This window comes from Rhodococcus sp. PD04 (assembly GCF_035918275.1).
Classification (GTDB): Bacteria; Actinomycetota; Actinomycetes; order Mycobacteriales; family Mycobacteriaceae; genus Rhodococcus; species Rhodococcus rhodochrous.
This window is the reverse complement of sequence record NZ_CP142143.1, coordinates 2,581,405-2,601,448: the sequence shown is the minus strand read 5'-3', so window position 1 is coordinate 2,601,448 and position 20,044 is coordinate 2,581,405. Positions and strand designations below refer to the sequence as shown.

The 20,044-nt window shown below is 66.6% G+C and carries 18 protein-coding genes; 5 read left to right on the top strand and 13 right to left on the bottom strand.

Features of this window, described 5'->3' with window-relative positions; genetic code table 11:
- Positions 1-70: 70 nt before the first annotated feature.
- The 6 genes from U9J23_RS11980 to U9J23_RS11955 all read right to left on the bottom strand — a co-directional run bounded on the left by U9J23_RS11980 (position 71) and on the right by U9J23_RS11955 (position 8,138).
- Positions 71-1,486 (bottom strand): phytoene desaturase family protein, encoded by a 1,416-nt coding sequence (locus tag U9J23_RS11980; RefSeq protein WP_059383497.1) that lies wholly within the window; start codon positions 1,484-1,486, stop codon positions 71-73.
- Positions 1,483-3,300, bottom strand: coding sequence for a DUF3556 domain-containing protein (locus U9J23_RS11975; RefSeq protein ID WP_229580674.1), 1,818 nt, complete (start codon positions 3,298-3,300; stop codon positions 1,483-1,485). Before U9J23_RS11975 ends, U9J23_RS11980 begins: the two co-directional genes overlap by 4 nt.
- Positions 3,301-3,372: 72 nt before the next feature.
- Positions 3,373-4,836, bottom strand: coding sequence for a class I adenylate-forming enzyme family protein (locus tag U9J23_RS11970; RefSeq protein WP_272267366.1), 1,464 nt, complete (start codon positions 4,834-4,836; stop codon positions 3,373-3,375).
- Between the two features lie 131 nt (positions 4,837-4,967).
- A complete protein-coding gene (locus tag U9J23_RS11965) occupies positions 4,968-6,281 on the bottom strand; it encodes a PucR family transcriptional regulator (protein WP_272267365.1) in 1,314 nt (437 codons plus the stop codon).
- Between the two features lie 184 nt (positions 6,282-6,465).
- On the bottom strand, positions 6,466-7,302 hold the full coding sequence (locus tag U9J23_RS11960; RefSeq protein WP_230825588.1) for a hypothetical protein: 837 nt from the start codon (positions 7,300-7,302) through the stop codon (positions 6,466-6,468).
- Positions 7,299-8,138: a MerR family transcriptional regulator gene (locus tag U9J23_RS11955; protein WP_272267362.1), complete on the bottom strand. Its 840-nt coding sequence runs from the start codon at positions 8,136-8,138 to the stop codon at positions 7,299-7,301. The genes U9J23_RS11960 and U9J23_RS11955 overlap by 4 nt, the downstream gene beginning before the upstream one ends.
- 140 nt (positions 8,139-8,278) lie before the next feature.
- Here U9J23_RS11955 and U9J23_RS11950 point away from each other — a divergent pair, with 140 nt between their 5' ends.
- On the top strand, positions 8,279-9,259 hold the full coding sequence (locus tag U9J23_RS11950; protein WP_326602761.1) for a pirin family protein: 981 nt from the start codon (positions 8,279-8,281) through the stop codon (positions 9,257-9,259).
- Between the two features lie 58 nt (positions 9,260-9,317).
- Here U9J23_RS11950 and U9J23_RS11945 read toward each other — a convergent pair whose 3' ends face one another.
- The 4 genes from U9J23_RS11945 to U9J23_RS11930 all read right to left on the bottom strand — a co-directional run bounded on the left by U9J23_RS11945 (position 9,318) and on the right by U9J23_RS11930 (position 11,692).
- Positions 9,318-10,073 carry a 2-phosphosulfolactate phosphatase gene (locus U9J23_RS11945; RefSeq protein WP_160875162.1) on the bottom strand — a complete coding sequence of 252 codons (756 nt, stop codon included), beginning with the start codon at positions 10,071-10,073 and terminating at the stop codon, positions 9,318-9,320.
- Between the two features lie 40 nt (positions 10,074-10,113).
- A complete protein-coding gene (locus U9J23_RS11940) occupies positions 10,114-10,728 on the bottom strand; it encodes a maltokinase N-terminal cap-like domain-containing protein (RefSeq protein WP_230825591.1) in 615 nt (204 codons plus the stop codon).
- Between the two features lie 104 nt (positions 10,729-10,832).
- The gene (locus U9J23_RS11935) at positions 10,833-11,237 is read right to left on the bottom strand and encodes a DUF1304 domain-containing protein (protein ID WP_060653394.1); all 405 of its coding nucleotides are present in this window, start codon (positions 11,235-11,237) and stop codon (positions 10,833-10,835) included.
- Positions 11,234-11,692 carry a hypothetical protein gene (locus tag U9J23_RS11930; RefSeq protein WP_060653395.1) on the bottom strand — a complete coding sequence of 153 codons (459 nt, stop codon included), beginning with the start codon at positions 11,690-11,692 and terminating at the stop codon, positions 11,234-11,236. The genes U9J23_RS11935 and U9J23_RS11930 overlap by 4 nt, the downstream gene beginning before the upstream one ends.
- An 88-nt stretch (positions 11,693-11,780) precedes the next feature.
- Between U9J23_RS11930 and U9J23_RS11925 the strand changes: the two genes are divergently transcribed.
- From U9J23_RS11925 to U9J23_RS11915, 3 genes are all read left to right on the top strand, one after another.
- Entirely contained in the window at positions 11,781-12,869 is a 1,089-nt protein-coding gene (locus U9J23_RS11925; RefSeq protein ID WP_160875158.1) for a helix-turn-helix transcriptional regulator, read from the top strand.
- A 188-nt stretch (positions 12,870-13,057) separates the two neighbouring features.
- Positions 13,058-14,047 carry an NAD(P)H-dependent flavin oxidoreductase gene (locus U9J23_RS11920; RefSeq protein ID WP_106199766.1) on the top strand — a complete coding sequence of 330 codons (990 nt, stop codon included), beginning with the start codon at positions 13,058-13,060 and terminating at the stop codon, positions 14,045-14,047.
- A 19-nt stretch (positions 14,048-14,066) separates the two neighbouring features.
- The gene (locus tag U9J23_RS11915) at positions 14,067-14,651 is read left to right on the top strand and encodes a PadR family transcriptional regulator (RefSeq protein WP_272267357.1); all 585 of its coding nucleotides are present in this window, start codon (positions 14,067-14,069) and stop codon (positions 14,649-14,651) included.
- A 171-nt stretch (positions 14,652-14,822) separates the two neighbouring features.
- Here U9J23_RS11915 and U9J23_RS11910 read toward each other — a convergent pair whose 3' ends face one another.
- Together U9J23_RS11910 and U9J23_RS11905 are read right to left on the bottom strand one after the other, a co-directional pair.
- Complete coding sequence (locus U9J23_RS11910) at positions 14,823-17,081, bottom strand: NADP-dependent isocitrate dehydrogenase (protein ID WP_272267356.1); 2,259 nt, start codon at positions 17,079-17,081, stop codon at positions 14,823-14,825.
- Positions 17,082-17,629: 548 nt separating this feature from the next.
- Positions 17,630-18,079: a cupin domain-containing protein gene (locus tag U9J23_RS11905; RefSeq protein ID WP_085468199.1), complete on the bottom strand. Its 450-nt coding sequence runs from the start codon at positions 18,077-18,079 to the stop codon at positions 17,630-17,632.
- Positions 18,080-18,227: 148 nt separating this feature from the next.
- Between U9J23_RS11905 and U9J23_RS11900 the strand changes: the two genes are divergently transcribed.
- The gene (locus U9J23_RS11900; protein WP_272267355.1) at positions 18,228-19,028 is read left to right on the top strand and encodes a HugZ family pyridoxamine 5'-phosphate oxidase; all 801 of its coding nucleotides are present in this window, start codon (positions 18,228-18,230) and stop codon (positions 19,026-19,028) included.
- Here the strand turns inward: U9J23_RS11900 and U9J23_RS11895 are convergent.
- Positions 19,020-19,940 (bottom strand): macrolide 2'-phosphotransferase, encoded by a 921-nt coding sequence (locus tag U9J23_RS11895; RefSeq protein ID WP_106201520.1) that lies wholly within the window; start codon positions 19,938-19,940, stop codon positions 19,020-19,022. The genes U9J23_RS11900 and U9J23_RS11895 overlap by 9 nt on opposite strands.
- Positions 19,941-20,044: the final 104 nt, after the last annotated feature.

The window sequence follows — 20,044 nt, the reverse complement described above, 5'->3', positions numbered from 1 at the left end:
TTATTTCCGTGTGCAAAGTTTCGCGGCGCCGCTCAGGCCCTTCACCCCACATTCACCCCGGAAGATCACCTCATGTCTTCAGGTACGCCAACGCCGACCGGGCGGCGTGGTACCCGCACATGCCGTGTGCCCCGGCACCCGGCGGAGTCGCCGCCGAGCACAGGTACACGCCGGGAACGCCGGTCGCATACGGGTCCAGGGCCGGGCGGGGCCGGAGCACGAGCTGCACCGCACTGTTGGCTCCGGTGACGATGTCGCCGCCCACGTAGTTCGCGTTGTGGGCGGACATCTCGGTCGTCGTCCGCACGTGCACGGCACGGATCGTGTCGCGGAAGCCCGGGGCGAACCGTTCGATCTGGGCGGTGATCGGCTCGGTCGCGTCGCCGGTGTACCCGTGCGGGACGTGCGCGTAGGCGTAGAGCGGGTTCAGATTCCCCGCGGAGCGCGACGGGTCCGCGAGGAACTGCTGGCCGACCAGCACGTAGGGGCGATCGGGCATGATCCCCCGGTTGACCTGACGTTCGGCCGCCGCCGTCTCGGCGTACGAACCACAGACGTGGACGGTGCCGGCGCGACGGGACGGTTCGTGCTGCCAGGGCACGGTGCCCTCGACGGCGTACTCGACCTTGAACGCCCCGGGCCCGTGCTTGTACCGACGGTAGGCGCGGGCGGTGCGGCGAGGCAGCCTGTCGCCGACAATCCGCACGGCGTCGGCGGGTGAGGTGTCGAGGAGCACCAGATCGGGGTTGCCGAGTTCGTCGAGGGACTCCACGCGCACCCCGGTTTCGACGGTGCCGCCGTTCTTCTCGATCAGCGAGGCCATCGCTGCAGCGATGGCGCGCGATCCTCCTTGCGCGACCGGCCACCCGTAGGCATGCGCGGCCGTGCCCAGCGCGATGCCGATGGCCGACGACATCGGCGAGCCGAAGGGCCGCAGGGCGTGGGCCGCCACGCCACCGAAGAGGGCGCGCGCCTCGGGTGTGGACCAGGCGCGTGCGAGCACGTCGGCGGGCATCGCGGCGAACATCCCGAATCCGGCGAGCAGCACCGGATGGACGGGTACGTGCAGCATCGGGCGCAGGAAGTCCTCGGTGATGCCGCCGAATCGTTCGGTCAGTGCGCCGAAGATCCGGCGCCACCTGGTCCCGTCGGTCCCGAGTTCCGTGGCGGTGTCGTCCACGGATCGGTAGGCCGCGCCACCACGTCCGCCGTCGAGCGGGTGGGTGTACTGCACCTCGGGCCACGACCAGGTCAGTCCGTGTTCCGCGAGGTCGTACTTCCGGCTGAAGGGTGTGTCCACGGCCAGCGGGTGGAAGCCGCTGCATTCGTCGTGGAGCAGGCCCGGCAGGGTCAGTTCGCTGCTGCGCGTGCCGCCACCGATCGTCTCGGCTGCCTCGAGCACTCGTACCCGTACGCCCTCGGAGGAGAGGACGACGGCGGCAGCGAGCCCGTTGGGCCCGCTGCCGACTATCACCGCGTCGGTCATGCTCCAACCTTGACACGATCGGACCGGACCTGCGGGTGGAGGTAGGCCGTCCCGGCCGGTTCGTAACCGGCCATCCGCCAGGTGACAGTATGCGGGATCGGACCGTCGGGCAGCCACGGCTGCGCCGAGACCGCGTCCTCGATGTGATAGTGACCGCGTTCGACGACACCGAGCGCCGCGTCGATCACCTTGTAATCCAGCGTCTTCCGATGGATCGGTTGGGATTCGATCCACACGATGACACATTCTCCCGGTTCGAACCGGCACCGTTCCTGCACCGCGCTGATGGTCTGCTCGTTGTGCAGGTGACCGTCACCGAACTGCCAGCCCACCAGGGTCGTGCAGGTGAACTCGCCTTCGCGGATGCGGTAGTTCTCGAGCTTGTCGAGGTGCCGCATCATCAGCGACATCAATCCGCGGCCCTGGCTGTGCATGGTGCGCCATGCGACGGCCTTCTGCATGAAGATCTCGGCGACCTCCTTGCCGAACGCCCCGCTCAACTGGTCGATCTGGTTCTCGTTGAACTTGGTCAGGTTCTCGTTGAGCTTGTTCTCCGCCTCGTCACCACGGAAGGCCCACAGGGCCGACGCCCAGTTGCCGGCGTACTGACGCATCGACGGCAGGAAGGAGACGAGGTCGGGGCGCAGGTTGCCGAGGATCGGGAACAGCAGGAAGGCGACGAGGATCGGCGCGAGGATCCAGACAGAGCTCACGTCGCCCACTCCGTAGCCGGCGCCGGCGGGGAATCCACCGAAGAGCCAGACCGCCGCGAACATGTAGAAGACGTTCCATTCGAGCGGGACCGCCAGCGGGAAGGTCGAGGTGATGAAGATGTGGAACATGACCATGCCGATGATGGCGAGCCAGGTGATCGTCGTATTCGTGGAGAACAGCAGCACCAGTGGGACGACGAGTTCGACGACGGTGCCGCAGACGTGGGCGAGGAACCAGCTGACCTTCGACGGACGCAGGTCCTGGGGGAAGTTGCGGTAGAGCGAGCGCTTGAACCGCTTCGAGGTGATCCACGGAGTGTTGCTGAGCATCGGCGGGATCACGTTGGTGAAGTGGTGGCCGAACTTGGATACGCCCGCGCCGAACCACACGGTGACCAGCGCGATCTTGGCGGCCAGGATCATGTCGACGTGGTTGCTGAAGATGCCGAAGAAGAACATGACGGCGACGTACTGTTCCGAGCGTGCGGCCAGAAAGACCACCCGGTCGCGCAGGCCCATGACGACGATGAGGCCGACGTAGGTCAGCAGCGCCCACTGCGGGAGCAACCCGACCTCGCTTCCCGGAAGGGCGGAGGTCGTCACGCCGGGCCCGAGCAACAGGAACAGCAGGGTGGCCAAGAGCGCGAAGTAGATCGCGACGTCGACGACGGTGCGGTGGTCACCGCGGGTGAACGGCACCACCTTGGGCCAGGGTGGGAGCCGCAGGGTGCCGCGGCGGGTCCAGTAGCGCCAGCCACCGGTGAAAGGCTTGAACTTGAACGCCAGCGGGCCGGAGGACGAGGCGTAGCCGGTGATCTCGAACAGGATGGTCCACACCATCAGCTTCTGGTAGACGATCGGCTCGCCCCACCAGCCTGCGAGGTCGGTGAAGCCCAGTCCGGGGGTGGTGAGTCCGACGACCGCCATCCCGCCGAGAACGTAGAAGATCAACTTGTAGACGTAGAGCATGTGCATCTGCTTGGGGCTGCCGAAACCGTATTCGGCCCAGTGGGTCGCCAGCACCCGCATGCGCTCCATGAAGGGCATGTCGTCGTAGGTGGCCGGGTCGACCGGTGGCATGTCTGCCGTTTTGAATCCCATTGCGACTCCTGAAGGTGGGCAGGGTTCATCACCGCGAGGGGCGCTCGCGTCGAGGTAGGACGAGGGATGGGGTCAGGCGTGTTGCAGCGTTCGCCTGAGCGACGGTTTGTCGATCTTGCCGACTGGGTTCTTCGGTAGTGCCTCGAGGATGTCGATCCGCTCGGGCACCTTCGCGCGCATCAAGTGCCGTCGGCAGTGCTCGAGGAGGTCCTCGGCGGTCGTCGCCGCATCCGGGTACAGCACCACGTAGGCGACGGGAACTTCACCGAGGACCGGGTCGGGCCGCCCGACGACCGCGGCTTCGAGGACGTCGTCGATCGAGGTCAGGACGGTTTCTATCTCCTTGGGGTAGATGTTCTCGCCGCCGCGGATGATCATGTCCTTGACGCGGTCGACGATGCGCAGATAGCCGTCCTCGTCCAGGATCCCGATGTCTCCGGTGTGGAGCCAGCCGTCACGGACGGTCTCGGCGGTCGCGTCGGGGCGATCCAGGTAGCCGCGCATGACGGTGGGTCCCGCGATGACCACTTCCCCTGTCTCGCCGGGCGCCAACAGTTCACCGTCCGGCGACATGATCGCGATCCGCTGTCCGGGCAGTGCCGGTCCGACCGTTCCGAGTTTGCGGACGCCGTCGACGGGATTGCAGGCGGATGCGCAGGTCGCCTCGGTGAGTCCGTATCCCTCGACCATGACGAACCCGAAACGGTCGTGGCACCGCTGCAGCAGTTCTTTCGACACCGGAGCCGCGCCGCACACCACGAACCGCAGCGACGAGGTGTCCGGGCGCACGGTGTCGGGCAGCGCAGCGAGCATCGCGTAGATCGCGGGCACAGCGGAAAAGTATGTGGGGCGGAGCTTTTCCACGTGGTCGAAGAATCGGCTCGCGGAGAACGATCCGATGACACTGAGCTGTCCGTGCGAGCGCCAGACCGCCAGTGCACTCACCATGATCGCGTTGACGTGGAACAGCGGCAGGACGAGCATGCAGTGGTCGTCGGCGGTGAGACGGAAATGCTGCGCCATCGTCGACGACATGGCCTCGGCGTTGTCGTGATCGAGCATCACGCCCTTCGGCCGGCCGGTGGATCCGCTGGTGTAGATGACCAGGCTCAATTCGTCGCCGCGCAGGGCCACGGGTTCGGGGCCGTCGCCCCCGTCGGCGAGATCGTTCACCGCGATGCTCGGCCGGCCCCCGTCGGGTGCGTCGGTCGAAGTCTTGACCACGAGAACAGCGCCGGAGTCCGAGATCTTATAGGACGCTTCCGATTCCGTGAACGCCGGATTGACGGGTGTCGCGGCAGCACCGAGACGCCACGCCGCGAGCATCGCGACGAGCAGTTCGACGCGGTTCGGCAGCATGATCGCGACGATGTCTCCCGCGCCGACGCCGTGTCGCGCGAACTGCGCTGCGACAGCGCGGGTTCGGTCGTCGAGCTGGGCGTAGGTGAGTTCGAACCTGTCGTCCCGGACCGCCGTGCGAGAGCGATCCTCGGTGGGGACGTTCCAGGGGAGAAAGGGAAAGCGGGAGACGGGCATCTACAGCTCCTCGGTCCGACGAGCACGTATCGGTTGTGATGCACGACACTATGCGGTCGGACCGAACCAGGACACGTCCCCGCAAAACCAACTTCCACGCTGCCGTTGTCGATTCTGCACAAAAAATCGGCTCAGCGACCGGACGAGCGCTTCTCCTTGGGCAGCAGAACGGGTCGTCCGAGCACATGACAGACGTGCAGAGCCAGCTCGAGATCCAATCGGTTCTCGGAGATCGGCCGTCCCCGTTCGTCCTCCGCCTTCTGCAGTCGGTACTTCACGGTGTTCCGGTGGAGGACGAGTTCCTCGGAGGTCTGCACATAGCTTCCGCCCGTCCGCAGGAACACCCGCGTCGTGTCCCGCAGACGCTCCGCGGTAGGGCTGTCGATCGCGAGTCGGCCCAGCGTATCGGCGACGAATCGCCTGGTCGTCGCGAGGTCACGTGCCAACACCGCAGTCGCGGACATGCCATCCTCGCCGTAGTACACCGCTCGGCTGTGCGGAACGGTCGCAGTGCTCGCGACGATCCGCACAGCCTCGGCCTGCTCATGGCTCCGCCGGAACCCCGCGACCTCGACCCCCGGCTTCCCGAATGCCACACGCAGCCCGGGGACGGCCTGCACAGCCGCCCGAAGGCGTGGCACGTCGACGACCGCACCACCCGCCGTCGCCGTCCACAACCAGGCCGTGCGCCGATCCACCGGAACGAACAAGGGTGACCCTCCCCCACCGGCCGCGGCGGTGAGTGGCTCCGCTGCCGCCGCGAGGGTGGGCGTCTGGTCTGCGCCCTGGGCAGGACCTTCGATCCACGCGATCGCACCGAGGTGGGTTCCGTCGAGCCGGTAGCCCGTCTTCGTCGCGAAGTCCTCGGTATCGAACGCGCCGCCGCTCAACACCTGCTCCACCAGCGCCGACGTCACGTTCTCGGACTGCTGGACCAGCACCCGCTGTTCTTCTTCGTGCGCGTCGAGCACGACGCGCGTCATCCAGTCCACGTACTTGTGCATCCACCCGGCGAAATGGTGGAGCAGTTCGAGTTTCAGGTCGGGTGCACAATCGAGCTGCTGGATCTCCGCGAACACCTGGTTGAACAGGTCGTCGGAGCCGATGCGGTACGCCCGCCGCAGCGCCGCCGCAGGAACGCCGTGTCGCGCGAGCCGCACCGCATACTCCGTGGCCGCGGTGATCGGCTGGATGCGATCGAGCGGGATGTCGTTGCTGATCATGTGCAGGATGGTGGCGACATTGCCCTCCACACTCGCCCGCAGCATGTCCGTCAGTTCGGACTCGCCGAGATCCTCGACGACCGATTCGATCGCCGCGTCCATGCTCGCGACGAGCTCGCCGGACCTCCGTTGCAGCCGCTCACCGACCACCACAACGAGTTCCTGCACCTCGGCGGCACGCGCGTCCTTCGACGGAGTCCCGCGTCGGGCGTCATCGCTCATTGCACTCGTCTACCAGAAAACTCTCGTGCGCAGTGTGCGATCACCACACCACCGGCGAGGTCCTACCCGAGCGTCAGCCCGCGGTTTCGTCCTGACATGCCGCATTGCCATACACGATGAACGCAGGTCACCGCATGCGGAACGGATTCGGTGGACGAAATCGCCCGATTTCACCCTCGTCGCATCAGGCGAGGAGCGCGGCGTCGAGTACTCGGCGTGCCGTTGCGGGATCGTCGACGTGGATCGCGAACCGGCTCACGAGCGCCGGACGGCGGCGGTGCTCGAAGAAGGCCGGCAACAGGACCTCGACGGGTTCCGCGAGGACGAGGTCGAGATTGGTGCCGTCGGGTCCGGGCAGGAACAGCACCTCGCCGTCCACACCCGTCTCCGTCGGCTGGAAACGGCGGCGTGGAATGCATTGCTGCAGGTTGTCGGCGTCGATACGTGCCACGACCTGATGTCCGGAGCGCAGGATCAGGCCGTCCCGCGTCAGAAGATGCGGGTTGACGACACGATCCGCGAGCCACCCGACGAGAGGAAGAAGCGAGTACACCGACACGATCAGCAACGTCCAGCGCAGCCATTCCCAGGGCACGAGTATGTGGACCACCGCGATCTCGATGACCGACGCCACGAGCCACGCGATCGGCACGCTCATCGTGCCGCGGGTGTAACCGATCGTCGTCACCTCAGGTCCGGCGCCGACCCGACGCCCTCGTATCAGGAACCACAGTGCGCGGTAGCTTCTCAGCTCCGCGCGCATCAGGGTCGCGGGCACGCGGCCGACGAGTTCGTCGGGCACCCCCGCCCACGGTGTTCCGGATCGGCGCAGAACTCGGACGCGCAGTGCGCCGACGATCAGCACCAGGATCCCGAGAGATAGCTCGAATCCGAGCCAGACCTTCAGCGCGGTCGCCGGGGTGAGGACACCGAACGCGGCGAGGACCGCGTTGGTACAGGCCACCACCACGGTGAGGACGAGGGCGGCCCGGTGGACGAGCCGGACGGTGCGCTCGGTCATGCCCGCGCTCCGCCCTGCTGCGGTCCCGACTGTGCGGCGACGCGCCGGACGAACCCGATCGCGACGGCCTGCTGAGCAGGGTCCGGAAGGAACTCGGCGAGCACCTCGGTGTTCGATTCGAGGGCAGTTGCCGCCTCGGCCGCCCACGAACCGAGCACCTCCGCCATGATCGGGATGTCGTCGAGCAGCGCGGTCATGCCGTCGATGACGGCGGTGATCTCGTCGGCTGCCGCGGTGGGATCCTGTCCGGCGAGCGCACCGAAGCGTCGGTAGACGGCGACCATCGCGTGCCGTTGTTCGGGGTCGTCGAGCAGGGTTCGCATGGCGTCGAGATACTCCTGCGATGCCTGCCCGGTGAGTGCGAGCATCTCCCAGCTGTCGCGTTCGCGGACGAACAGCGACCGGGTGTGCGGGTCGTCCTCGCCATCGATGAGTTCGTCGAACGCGTCGACGATCGGTGACGGCAAAGGCGAGAGCCGGTCGCCGGCGCGGTGACGCTCGAGAATCGCGGCGAGAGCATCACGCTTGACCTGCAGGGACCGGATCTGAGCATCCGCCGCCTCGAGCAGCGATTCGAGGTCTGCGGTGAGGTCGGACTCGGCATCGCGGTCGCTGCCGTCGGTGAAGTGGCCGCCGAGGACGGTCGCCACCGAACCCAGTGGAACACCCGACTGGGCGAGCCAGCGGATGCGCAGCAGACGCACCAGGTCGGCGAGTTCGTAGTCCCGGTATCCGTTTGGTGTCCGTGGGGGTTCGGGCATGAGCCCGAGCCGGTGGTAGTGCCGGACGGCGCGAACGGTGGTTCCTGCGGCCTGGGCCAAGTCGCTGATCCTCATGGCTTCAGCATCAACCCTGACGTTGCGTCAGGGTCAAGTCGTGGATGCGGCGCACCTCGGGTGGGAACAACCCGAGGAGGACGACGGTTGAGTGCAGTAAGGTAGTTGACGACTCAACTACATGACCGAGAGGGGTTACCGTGCCTGCCGTAACCGTCGACAACGTTCTTGCTCTTCCCCGCGTCGAAGAGCCCGCACCCGACGCGCTCTCGCGTCCCGTCCTGTCCGTGACCACCGCACCGCGCGGCTTCGAAGGCGAAGGCTTTCCGGTCCGCCGTGCGTTCGCGGGCATCGAGACGAAGTACCTCGACCCGTTCATCCACATGGATCAGATAGGCGAAGTGAACTACGCACCCGGCGAACCGAAGGGCACGCCCTGGCATCCGCACCGCGGCTTCGAGACCGTCACGTACATGATCGACGGCATCATGCAGCACCGCGACTCCCACGGAGGCGGCGGCACGATCGGTGGCGGCGACACCCAGTGGATGACTGCCGGCAGCGGCATTCTGCACATCGAAGCACCACCGGAACATCTCGTGGTCAGCGGTGGACTGTTCCACGGTGTGCAGCTGTGGGTGAACCTGCCCAAGGCCGAGAAGTTCGTCGCCCCGCGGTACCAGGACATCGGCGGCGGCGAGGTCGCCCTGCTGTCCTCGGCCGACGGCGGCGCGCTCATCCGGGTGATCGCCGGAGAACTCGACGGGCACCGTGGCCCCGGTTCGACGCACACGCCGATCACCCTGCTGCACGCGACCGTGGCGCCGGGAGCGAGCGTCACCCTGCCGTGGAACCCCGAGTTCAACGCCCTGGCATACGTGCTCGCCGGCGATGGCGCGGTCGGACCGGAACACCGTCCGATCCGGACCGGGCAGACCGCAGTATTCGGCAGGGGCGAGAGCCTGACGATCTCTGCTGCCACGACGCAGGATTCGCGCACCGACGCCCTCGAGGTGTTCGTGCTCGGTGGCAAGCCGATTCGTGAGCGCGTCGTCATGGCCGGTCCGTTCGTCATGAACACCCGCGCCGAGATCATCGAGGCGATGGAGGACTTCCGGGCCGGGCGATTCGGTTCGATTCCCGCCGTGCGCGGCTCGGACGAGAAAGGCCTGGACGGATAGTTGCGATTCGGGTGGCTTCGGCCCCGGAAAGCGGGGGCGACGCCACCCGAGTCGTCTATCAACTGTGGTCCACGAAGCGATCGCCGACGAGCACGGGCACGGTCGCACTCCGATCGACCTCCGCGGCCACGGTGACATCGGATTCGTATCCCATGGCGATCAGCTCTCGACCGGATGCGCAGGCTTCCAATGAAGAGTTCACGTTGCCTCGAACCGCATGCCAGGCGGCCACTGCCATCTCGGCCTCGGTCGACGCGGCCAGATCCGGACGCCGAGCCAACAGGTCGGCAAGCACCGCACCTGCAGCCCACAGATCTTCGACGCACGGTCGCAGGGACCCGTCGGGCCACTTCTCGCCGGCGGCGATCACTGCCACGGTCGCACCCTCCGACAGCACTTCCGCGATCCATGCTGCCACCGCAGTGGCATTGCGCAGGCACGCTCCGACGACGACAGACGACAACGTAGCCAGCGAGTCCGCGATCGACGAGCCGTTCGGCGAGGGCAGAACGAGGCGATGCAAGTTGTCGGCGTCGCGAACGGTGCGCGGAGACAGGCTCACCTCCCCCGCCTCCGCTCGGCTACGCCCGACCGCCAGGACGGCATCGTGTCTCGCGGCGTACTCGGCGGCCGAATCGTCTCTCACCCTGTACGGCAACACCTCGATTCCACGATCTGCGGCGACCGACAACGTCGTGGTGAACGACAGCACGTCCACCACGACCGAGATGTCGGAGCCCCCGAGAGCAACCGCTCCGGACAGGCCCCATTCGAAGCGAACAGAAGCATGCGACTGCTGGTGCGCGGGCTTCACGGAGAGGTTTCCCTCGGCGGCATTCGTCGGACGAGGTCGATCATCGGATCGATGCGAGCACACCTCTGCCACCCTTCCAAGTGCCCATCAGGTTGGGGCCGGAAAGCGCTACGCCTGCCGGTAGGTGGTGCACAGCGATCGTGATACCCGCTGTGTCGATGCACGTCCGACCCTCGCCATCATCGGTTACATCGAGTCTCGTGATTGCGGGAACCTCGATGCCCTCGGCACCACTTCCCTGAACCCGAACGGTTCCGGAGACCTTCCTCGGCTCGTCCCCCTCGACGTGGACATACTGTTCGGCTTCGCTTCCGCCGGCACAGATCGTGACGAGCAATTGCCGGATGTAGACGGGATCGGTCGTCGCGTCGTAGACGAAGCGGTGTCCGAGCACCGAATGTTCCGTCTCCCCGACCGATCGACCTTCACGTAGCGGCGCCGAACGGTAGGTCCAGGGCACCTGATAGACGACACCGTCGGCGTCGCGCACGAGGTGGGTTTCGATACCGACCTCACCGGCCGGATCATCGAACCGAAAGGCACCGAGCCGGTCGACGCTGGACTCGCCACCCCGATAGAAGGACGTCCGCGGCAGCCAATCCCGCAGCAATTCGACTTTGGTAGGAGACAACTCGGCGTCGTACAGGAGAGCCATGCGGTCGACACTAGCGGTGGCTCAGAGCGAACGAACGACGACTTGGGTGGCTTCACCCCCGCTTTCCGGGGCTCGAACCACCCAAGTCGTCGGCCGCGCCGCTTCTACGCCAATGCCAGCGCTACGAGCGCGACCAGCGACGGCACGCACTGGCACAGCGACCCCACCACCCCGGCACCTCGTGGACGGCTCATGGCCATCCGGTCCGAGGCGAACAGGGCGATGCCGGCCAGGAACATGAACGAGCACGTGTAGACGACGAGGGTGCGGCCCGGCGTCTCGTGCCCGGTCCACCACAGGATCACGCCGGCAAGCGTTCCGGATCCGAGGAAGAGGTTGTAGAAGCCGACGTTGAACGCCCACATCCGCACGGGCTGGACGTCCTCGGTCGGGATGCGGAACACGTCCCGGTGGATGCTCGGACGGCGGAAGAGGATCGTCTCCCACACGAAGACCAGCAGGTGCACCGCAGCAGCGACCAGGGCCGCGAGTTGCGCAACGACGATCAAGGCGAGACCTCCTCGGCGAATCGGATGCCGTAGCGGGTGGCGATCTGCCCGAATCTGCTCATCAGCGCGTCCTCGGGCAGGTGCTGCTCTCCCAGCGCGTCGATGTCGGTGAAGAAACCGCTCATCCCGGTTCCGGGACAGACGAGGAGAAAGACCGCGTCGTCGGTGAGCACCGAGAAGGTGTTCACCGTGCCCGCCGCGATGGTGAGCGTGTCGCCGGTGGCGAGTTCGCAACCCTCGCCGTCGAGGAGGACGAGGATCCGGCCGCGCAACAGATGATAGGTCTTGGGCCAGGGCTCGGAGTGCAGCGGCGGTGGGGTGCCGCAGGGCGCCTCGACCTGCATGACCTCGTAAGCGTCGCCGGTGTGTTCACCGGACGACAGGACGGTGACGACGGCGTCCGGCACCGACAATCGCCTGCCCGTACCGGCCCGCTCGAGATGAATCGTGGACACAACTGCGACGCTATGGACCCGGAAACAGCCGGACCATCCCCTGAATCGGGGATGCTCCTGCGTCCCGGATCCGGCGCATACTGGGCTCATGCTCGAAGTGCGGGCGGAGCGGCTACGCCGCGAGATCCTGGAGTTCGCAGGCACCGGCGCCGGCGTCACCGAACTGCATCGGCGCGCCATCGAACTGGTCGATCACACCGTACGAAGCGACCTGACGTGCTGGGCACTGTTCGATCCCCTGACCCTGGCATTCGGTTCGATGACCAGTGGGCGCAACCGCATTCCCTCCGAATACGAGCCATTACTCGCCGAATCGGAATGCGGTGGACACGATCCCGCGACCTTCGCAGACATCGCCCGCAGTGGACGAACTGTGGTGCGGGCCTCGGATCTACCGTCGACCGACCTCGCCCACAGCCTCCGGCACGCTGCGGTATGGCGCCCACTCGGACTCGACCGTGAGGCGCGGGTCGTCTTCACGGTGGACGGGTTGTGTTGGGGAGCGGCGGGTTTCGTCCGGTCGGGTCCGGACTTCACGGAGCGGGAACTGGAGTTCCTGACGATGGTCGCGCCGGCGGTGGCGGTCGCGACCCGAGCGACCGCCGTCCACACCCTGCACGCACGCCGCGGAGCCGATCCCGGTCCGGCGGTGATCGTGACGGATCCTGCGGGCGAGCCGGTCGCGTCGACCGTCGCGGCGCGGGCCTGGGAGGAGCGGCTCGCCGGTCCCGTACGATTGGCCCTGCTGTTGCGGGCAGCAACATTCGGGGCTCGGGCGAGTTCGACCGGGGTGTTCCGGGCGCGTATCCGCAACGAAGTCGGAGGTTGGATCGTTGTCCGTGCGGCACCGTTGAGCGCCGACGGCGACGAGTCCCGCACCGCAGTCACCATCGAACCCGCGGCGGACAGCGAACTCACAGAGGTGCTGTTCGCCGCGTACGCGCTGACCGCCCGCGAGTGCGAGGTGTGCACCGACGTGCTGAACGGACTGTCGACGGCCGAGATCGCTCGGCACCGGGGCATCACGCCGAACACGGTGCACGACCACCTCAAATCCGTCTATGCGAAGACAGGGGCGGGTAGTCGCGCGGAACTCGTCGCTCGGTTGGCCGGCCGGCAGATGCCCCGACCGTCCCTGTCGCCCCCATACACGCCGACGATCAGGTCCGCGCACTGAGCGATCACGCTCACTACACATTGAGCGGGGTTGCTCGTTGTATGCCACAGTGCCACTCGGTGCATGCAGCTGCCACGCCCGAAATCCCTCTGTTCCAGAGCAGGTGACGTCTGCCCGTTGTTTTTTGCACCTTGTTGCACATAGTCTGACGCCAGAGGGACCGTCCGGAGACGAAGAAGGAACACACCATGACGCTGCCACCGATCCTGTCCGGCCCGCTGAGCGTGCCCCTGGTCGCTTCCCCGATGTTCATCGCGTCGGGACCGGAACTGGTGTCCGCCCAGTGCCAGGCCGGAGTCGTCGGGTCGTTCCCGGCACTCAACGCCCGTCCCCAGTCGATGCTCGTCGACTGGCTGCAGCAGATCACCGAGAGCAACGCCGACTACGCGGCGCGCCACCCCGAGGAGTACGTCGCACCGTTCGCCGTCAACCAGATCGTGCACCGCTCCAACGAGCGACTCGAGCAGGACCTCGAGGTGATCGTCGAGCATCGGGTCCCCATTGTGATCACCTCGCTCGGTGCCCGCGAGGAGGTCAACGAGGCTGTTCACTCCTACGGCGGCATCGTCCTCCACGACGTGATCTCGAACGAGTTCGCGCACAAGGCGATCGACAAGGGCGCGGACGGCATCGTCGCCGTCGCCGCGGGCGCAGGCGGCCACGCCGGCACGCAGTCACCGTTCGCATTGCTCCAAGAGATCCGCCGGTGGTTCGACGGCCCCCTGCTGCTGTCGGGATCCATCGCCCACGGCCGCTCGATCCTCGCTGCCCAGGCCGCCGGCGCCGACCTCGCATACGCCGGCACGGCCTTCCTCGCCACCGAGGAGGCCCGCAGCGCCGACGACTACAAGAACATGATCGTCGACAGCACCGCCAAGGACATCGTCTACAGCAACCTGTTCACCGGCGTGCACGGCAACTACCTGCGGGGAAGCATCGTCGCCGCCGGACTCGACCCCGACGACCTCCCCGAGTCCGATCCGTCCGCCATGAACTTCGGGTCCGGTGGCAACACCGACGCCAAGGCCTGGCGCGACATCTGGGGCGCCGGCCAGGGCCTCGGCGCGATCGAGTCCGTCGTCCCCGCCCGCGAGCTCGTCCAACGACTCCGCGACGAATACGAGCAGGCGTGGACGTCCCTCGAACGACGCCGAGTCGCCATGATCGACGCCGGATAGTGTGACCTAGGCTGACGCGGTGTCTCTCAGGTTCGCCATCCTCACCGCGCTGGTCGAGCGCGACAGCACCGGACTGGAACTGGCGCGGCGCTTCGACCGGTCGATCGGGTACTTCTGGCCCGCGACCCACCAGCAGATCTACCGCGAACTGGACCGGATGCGGGCGGGCGACCTGATCCGCGAAGTCTCGACGGACGGAAAACCCGGCCGCGGTCAGCCCCGACGTTTCACCATCACACCCGATGGTCGCCGATTACTGCGCGGCTGGATCTCCGAGATCGAGGATCCGGACGTGGTGCGCTCCGGTGTCTCCGTGCGCCTGCGCGCGGCCGCGGCGCTCGACGATCCCGACGCCGCGCGTCCCGCGCTGGAACATCAACGGGCGTACCGGACGGCGATACTCGAGCAGTATCGCGCCATCGAGCAACGCGACTTCGCCGAGGTCCGGGGCGACGCGCGGAGCACCCTGCAGCACCTCGTGCTCCGCCTCGGCATCCTCCTCGAAGAAACATGGCTGACCTGGCTGGACGAGGCGCTCGACACGATCGACCGGCTCGACGCGACGCCGGATTCCTCCGCCGACCGCAGCGGAACGGTCACGTAGGCCGGAACACGAGAACCGCGCCGAGGTGTACTACGCGAGGAGGTCGACCGGCCCTTCGTTCGGGGCCGGTCGACCTCCTTTCTGTGCGTGCGTTCTGGGGCTGCTCGACGACCCGCGGTTTCACCGGCCGTGGAGCAGCGGACCTTACCTACAAGGACGCAGGTCTACCCGTCACGGGGCGTTTCCGGACTCGGGGTCGACGGCCGCCAGCGCGGTGGTCAGGGTCCGACTCGGCCGCATCACGGCCACGGTCTTGTCCCTGTCCGGCCTGTAGTAGCCGCCGATGTCGACCGGCGAGCCCTGCACCTCGTTCAGCTCCCGCACGATCGTGTCCTCGTCCTTGGCCAGCGCCTCCGCCAGCGGGGCGAACTGTTCTGCGAGTTCCGGGTCCTCGGTCTGCGCGGCAAGTTCCTGTGCCCAGTACATCGCGAGGTAGAACTGGCTGCCCCGGTTGTCGAGCTCGCCGACCTTGCGAGACGGGCTCTTGTTCGTCTCCAGCAGCTTGCCGGTCGCTGCATCGAGCGCGTTCGCCACGATCTTGGCGCGCTCGTTGCCGGTCTTGATGCCGAGGTCCTCCAGGCTTACGGCCAACGCCAGGAACTCACCGAGCGAATCCCAGCGCAGGTGGTTCTCCTCCACCAACTGCTTGACGTGCTTGGGCGCCGACCCGCCGGCACCCGTCTCGTACAGGCCGCCGCCCGCCATCAGCGGCACGATCGACAGCATCTTGGCGCTCGTACCGAGTTCGAGGATCGGGAACAGGTCGGTGAGGTAGTCACGCAGGATGTTGCCGGTCGCGGCGATGGTGTCCATACCGCGGATCAGCCGCTCCAGCGTGTACCGCATCGAGCGCACCTGCGACATGATGTGGATGTCGAGACCCTCGGTGTCGTGATCCTGCAGGTACAGCTCGACCTTCTTGATCAACTCGTTCTCGTGGGGGCGGTACGGGTCGAGCCAGAACAGGACCGGCATGCCGGAGTTGCGTGCCCGGGTGACCGCGAGCTTGACCCAGTCGCGGATCGGCGCGTCCTTGACGGTGCACATGCGCCAGATGTCACCCGCCTCGACGTGCTGGGTGAGCAGCACCTCACCGGTCTCGACATCGACGAAATTGGCCTCGCCCTCCTCCGGAACCTCGAAGGTCTTGTCGTGCGAGCCGTACTCCTCGGCCTTCTGCGCCATGAGCCCGACGTTGGGAACGGTACCCATGGTCGTCGGGTCGAACGCGCCGTTGGTCTTACAGAAGTTGATGATCTCCTGGTAGATGCGCGCGAAGGTCGACTCCGGCATGACCGCCTTGACGTCCTTCGGTCGTCCGTCGGCGCCGTACATCTTGCCGCCCGAACGAATCATTGCGGGCATCGAGGCGTCCACGATGACATCGCTGGGGGAATGGAAGTTCGAGATGCCGCGGGCGGAATCGACCATGGCCAACTCGGGACGATGCTCGTGGCAGTTGTGCAGGTCCTGCTTGATTTCGTCCCGCTGTGTGCTGGGCAGCGCCTCGATCTTGTCGTACAGGTCGCCGAGACCGTTGTTGACGTTGACGCCCAGTTCGTCGAACAGCTTCTGATGCTTGGCGAAGGCGTCCTTGTAGAAGGTCTTCACCGCGTGGCCGAAGACGATGGGGTGCGAGACCTTCATCATCGTCGCCTTGACGTGGAGGGAGAACATCACGCCCGTCTTGCGCGCATCCTCCATCTGCTCCTCGTAGAACTCGAGCAACGCCTTCTTGCTCATGAACATGCTGTCCATGATGTCGCCCTCACCCAGCTCCACTTCGGGCTTGAGGACGATCGTCTCGCCACCCGTGGTCACCAGCTCCATCCGGACCTTGCGCGCCCGGTCCAGCGTCATCGACTTCTCACCGTGGTAGAAGTCGCCGTGCCGCATGTGCGCGACGTGGCTGCGTGAGGCCATCGACCACTCGCCCATGCTGTGCGGGTGCTTACGGGCGTACTCCTTCACCGCGCGGGGCGCGCGCCGATCGGAGTTGCCCTCACGCAGGACCGGGTTGACCGCGCTGCCGAGAATCTTGCCGTAGCGCTCCCGGATGGCACGCTCTTCGTCCGTCTTCGGGGCGTCCGGGAAATCCGGGACCTGGTAGCCCTTGCTCTGCAGTTCCTTGATGGCAGCCAGGAGCTGCGGCACGGACGCACTGATGTTGGGCAGTTTGATGATGTTGGTCTCGGGCAGCTGCGTCAGACGACCGAGCTCGGCCAGGTTGTCCGGGACGCGCTGCTCTTCCGTGAGGTGCTCGGGGAACTCGGCCAGGATCCGCGCAGGCACCGAGATGTCGCTGGTCTCGACCTCGATGCCCGCAGCCCCGGCGAAGGTACGCACGATCGGCAGGAAGGCGTAGGTCGCAAGCAACGGCGCCTCGTCGGTCAACGTATAGATAATGGTCGACTGTTTGTCGGCGCTCATTCTTGTCTCGACTCCCTACGTCAGTTCGGTCCGCCTCACGAAATGCTCCGCGTGCGGGATTGCATCGGGTATCAGGCTACGTGCGAGAACTCGAGAACGATATTTACTCGCCGGTAACTCGAACTCCGCCGACAGGCGTCGACCGCCCGCCGGGCGCCGTACCGTCGACCCCATGTCCGGTCGCGACCGAGAACGCCGCAGTCCGGCACGCCACCGATTAGATGATCCGTCGACCTGTCGTGATGCGGGTTCGCCCGGTGCGCAGCATCGCCGTCGAAAACAGGCCCCGCGAGCAGCGGAAAGACTGCTGTCACAGTCGATTCCGTTGTCGAACTCGTCTTCGATCCCTTCGGCTGTCCGATGGCGGGTCGAACGCCTACACCCAGCAGATGACCTCGGCGCGGACGACCGTTCCGTCGGGAATCGAGGTTCGTCGATCGTCGCTCGAGGGAGACGACCGCGGGCCCGAGGCGAAGTCGCACGTCCACGTCGCGATGGAAAATTTCACATTTTTCGATCACCGACGGGAGCTCGTGACCGCGGCGGCATCAATCGCAGGCGGGCGCCGGAACATCCTCGAACAGCGGCGACCCGATCGGCACGAGGTACACCACGTCGAGGATCACCGGTTCCGTACCGAGATTCCGGCCCACGTGCAGGTGGTCCCGACCCGAGGGTTCGTTGATGAAATCGCCGGTCTCGAACACGACAGGCTTGCAGTCCCCTTCCGGATGCGTCAACGTGCCGGCCCGCACGAGGCCAAGCACGGGGCCATCGTGATAGTGCCAACCGGTGCTACCGCCCGGTTCGATGGTGATCTCCCGGGCGACGGCGTGCACGCCGTCGGGTACGAACGGCAGCAGTCCCGGAGGCACCTCGATGTCCACCCAGGTGACCCCTGAGATTCCCTCACTCGGGGTGGCATGGGCCCACCCGGGCACCGCCACCGTTACAGCACAGACCATCGCCGCGAGTACACCCTGCACGGAGCGCTTCATGCGCACGGACGCTACCGCCTACACGACACTGCTGCAGGACAACTCGTGCACTCGATGCACCCGTCCTCCGGTGGCCGCTCGACCGCGGCCCCGCTGCTCCATCCGTGACGGCTCACCCGGAACCCGGCGCGCCGGTAGCGTCTCGTGAATGACGAACTCGGATCACGGAGACCCCGGCGACGCTCCCACCGTGCCGCCGCCATTGACGGAAGTCGTCAACGCGACACGACCGTCTGCCGCCGAGGAAGCGCGGACGGTCGCGGCGTCGACGAACACCGGCACTCTCGCGACCCTCACGAAGGAAGGGGATCCCTGGGCCTCCTTCGTGACGTACGGACTGGTCGGAGGCTCACCGGTGTTGTGCGTGTCGCACATGGCAGAGCACGGCCGCAATCTTGCGCGCGATCCACGCGCAAGCATCGCGGTCGTGGCACCCGACCCGCAGTCCGACCCGCTCGCCGGTACCCGCATCACCCTCGCCGGGTACGTCGAGCGTCCCGAAGGTGAGGAGCTGGCCGCCGCGCGCGAAGCACACCTGGCCGCTGTCCCCGCGGCCCGCGTCTACATCGATTTCAGCGACTTCACGCTCTGGGTTCTTCGGGTTCAGCGCGTGCGCTGGGTCGGTGGGTACGGACGGATGGATTCGGCCACCGCCGAGGACTATGCCGAAGCCTTGCCGGATCCTGTGACCCCGTCGGCCGCTCCTGCGATCGCCCATCTCAACGACGATCACGCCGACGCATTGCTGACGATGGCCCGCAAGCTCGGCGGATTCCCGGATGCGACAGCGGCAACCTGTGTCGGAGCCGACCGATACGGCCTCGACCTCGATGTCACCACGCCGCGTGGGCGAGCCATGACGCGCGCCGGTTATCTGTCGCCGCTCGACTCCGCCGACGAATTATGCGCAGCAACAGTCGCTTTGGCTCGCGCAGCGCAATCACCGTGAGCACGGTCGATCCTGTGGATCGAGCATCGCTGCTGCCGTGGCCAGGTCGGATTCCTTCTCGGTGATCAGGGCGAACAATGCGTACCCGACCGGGGCCGCGTTCCAGAGATGCTCGACCTGTGCCGCCAGACCGTCGTGAACACGTCCGCCTGCATCGACATAGGCAGCGAGGGTGACCCGGAGCATCTCCTCCCCCGCCGCCCCGTACTGGATCACGAAATCGCGCGCGGGGTCGTCCACGCGTGCCGTCGTCCAGTCCAGGACACCGGTGACGGCACCGTCCTCGTCGAGCAGGACATGTGCGGGATAGATCTCGCCATGTGTCATGACCGTGTGGTCGGGCCAGCAGCTGTCGTCGTCGAGCCACTCCGCCCACGCGCCGGCGAGGGCGGGCGCGACGGTGAAGGCGTCGTGCACCCGTGTGATGTCGTCCCGCCAGGCCCGGCGTGTCCGGTCGGGTGAGCGTACTTCCACACCGGCCGCATCTGCTCGTTCCGCGTCGATCGAGTGCAGGCGTGCCAGAAGACGTCCCAGCCGCCGGGCATAGCGAGGGTCGGCGGGGTCCATGTGCCAGACGGGTTCACCGGCATCGTTCAGGGTCAGTCCCGGCGCGCCCGGAAGAGCACGGTAGGCGATGAGGTCGGGCTCGTGGATCTCCCAGCGTGGCACCGCGATGCCGTCCTCGGCGAGGACGGGTCCGACCAGATCGAGGATGCGCAGTTCGTCGGCCGTCTTCGCCGACACGTCGGACCTGCGTGGGATGCGCAGGACCCACCGTCGGCCGGTGTCGTCGGACGCGAGAACGACGCGGTAGTCGAGTCCCGCCTCGTTCACCGTGACGTCGTCGGCCGACAGGTGCAGGCCGTGCCTGGCGGCGAGCGAAAGGGCATCGGTGACGTCGAACGGACTCATGCGATTCACGCTCTCATCGCCGCGTGGTTCCGGTCCATCGATTTCCTCGGGCGGTCGTGGAGGCTCCTCTGCTGTTACAGGTGGCGAACAGGTCGGCCCCACGC

Excerpts from the sequence above, each read along its gene's own strand:
- U9J23_RS11970 (WP_272267366.1), bottom strand. The coding sequence starts at position 4,836 with ATGCCCGTCTCCCGCTTTCCCTTTCTCCCCTGGAACGTCCCCACCGAG.
- U9J23_RS11905 (WP_085468199.1), bottom strand. The coding sequence starts at position 18,079 with ATGAAGCGCTCCGTGCAGGGTGTACTCGCGGCGATGGTCTGTGCTGTA.
- U9J23_RS11965 (WP_272267365.1), bottom strand. The coding sequence starts at position 6,281 with ATGAGCGATGACGCCCGACGCGGGACTCCGTCGAAGGACGCGCGTGCC.
- U9J23_RS11895 (WP_106201520.1), bottom strand. The coding sequence starts at position 19,940 with ATGAGTCCGTTCGACGTCACCGATGCCCTTTCGCTCGCCGCCAGGCAC.
- U9J23_RS11910 (WP_272267356.1), bottom strand. The coding sequence starts at position 17,081 with ATGAGCGCCGACAAACAGTCGACCATTATCTATACGTTGACCGACGAG.
- U9J23_RS11925 (WP_160875158.1), top strand. The coding sequence starts at position 11,781 with ATGCTCGAAGTGCGGGCGGAGCGGCTACGCCGCGAGATCCTGGAGTTC.
- U9J23_RS11960 (WP_230825588.1), bottom strand. The coding sequence starts at position 7,302 with ATGACCGAGCGCACCGTCCGGCTCGTCCACCGGGCCGCCCTCGTCCTC.
- U9J23_RS11940 (WP_230825591.1), bottom strand. The coding sequence starts at position 10,728 with ATGGCTCTCCTGTACGACGCCGAGTTGTCTCCTACCAAAGTCGAATTG.
- U9J23_RS11980 (WP_059383497.1), bottom strand. The coding sequence starts at position 1,486 with ATGACCGACGCGGTGATAGTCGGCAGCGGGCCCAACGGGCTCGCTGCC.
- U9J23_RS11920 (WP_106199766.1), top strand. The coding sequence starts at position 13,058 with ATGACGCTGCCACCGATCCTGTCCGGCCCGCTGAGCGTGCCCCTGGTC.
- U9J23_RS11955 (WP_272267362.1), bottom strand. The coding sequence starts at position 8,138 with ATGAGGATCAGCGACTTGGCCCAGGCCGCAGGAACCACCGTTCGCGCC.
- U9J23_RS11975 (WP_229580674.1), bottom strand. The coding sequence starts at position 3,300 with ATGGGATTCAAAACGGCAGACATGCCACCGGTCGACCCGGCCACCTAC.
- U9J23_RS11900 (WP_272267355.1), top strand. The coding sequence starts at position 18,228 with ATGACGAACTCGGATCACGGAGACCCCGGCGACGCTCCCACCGTGCCG.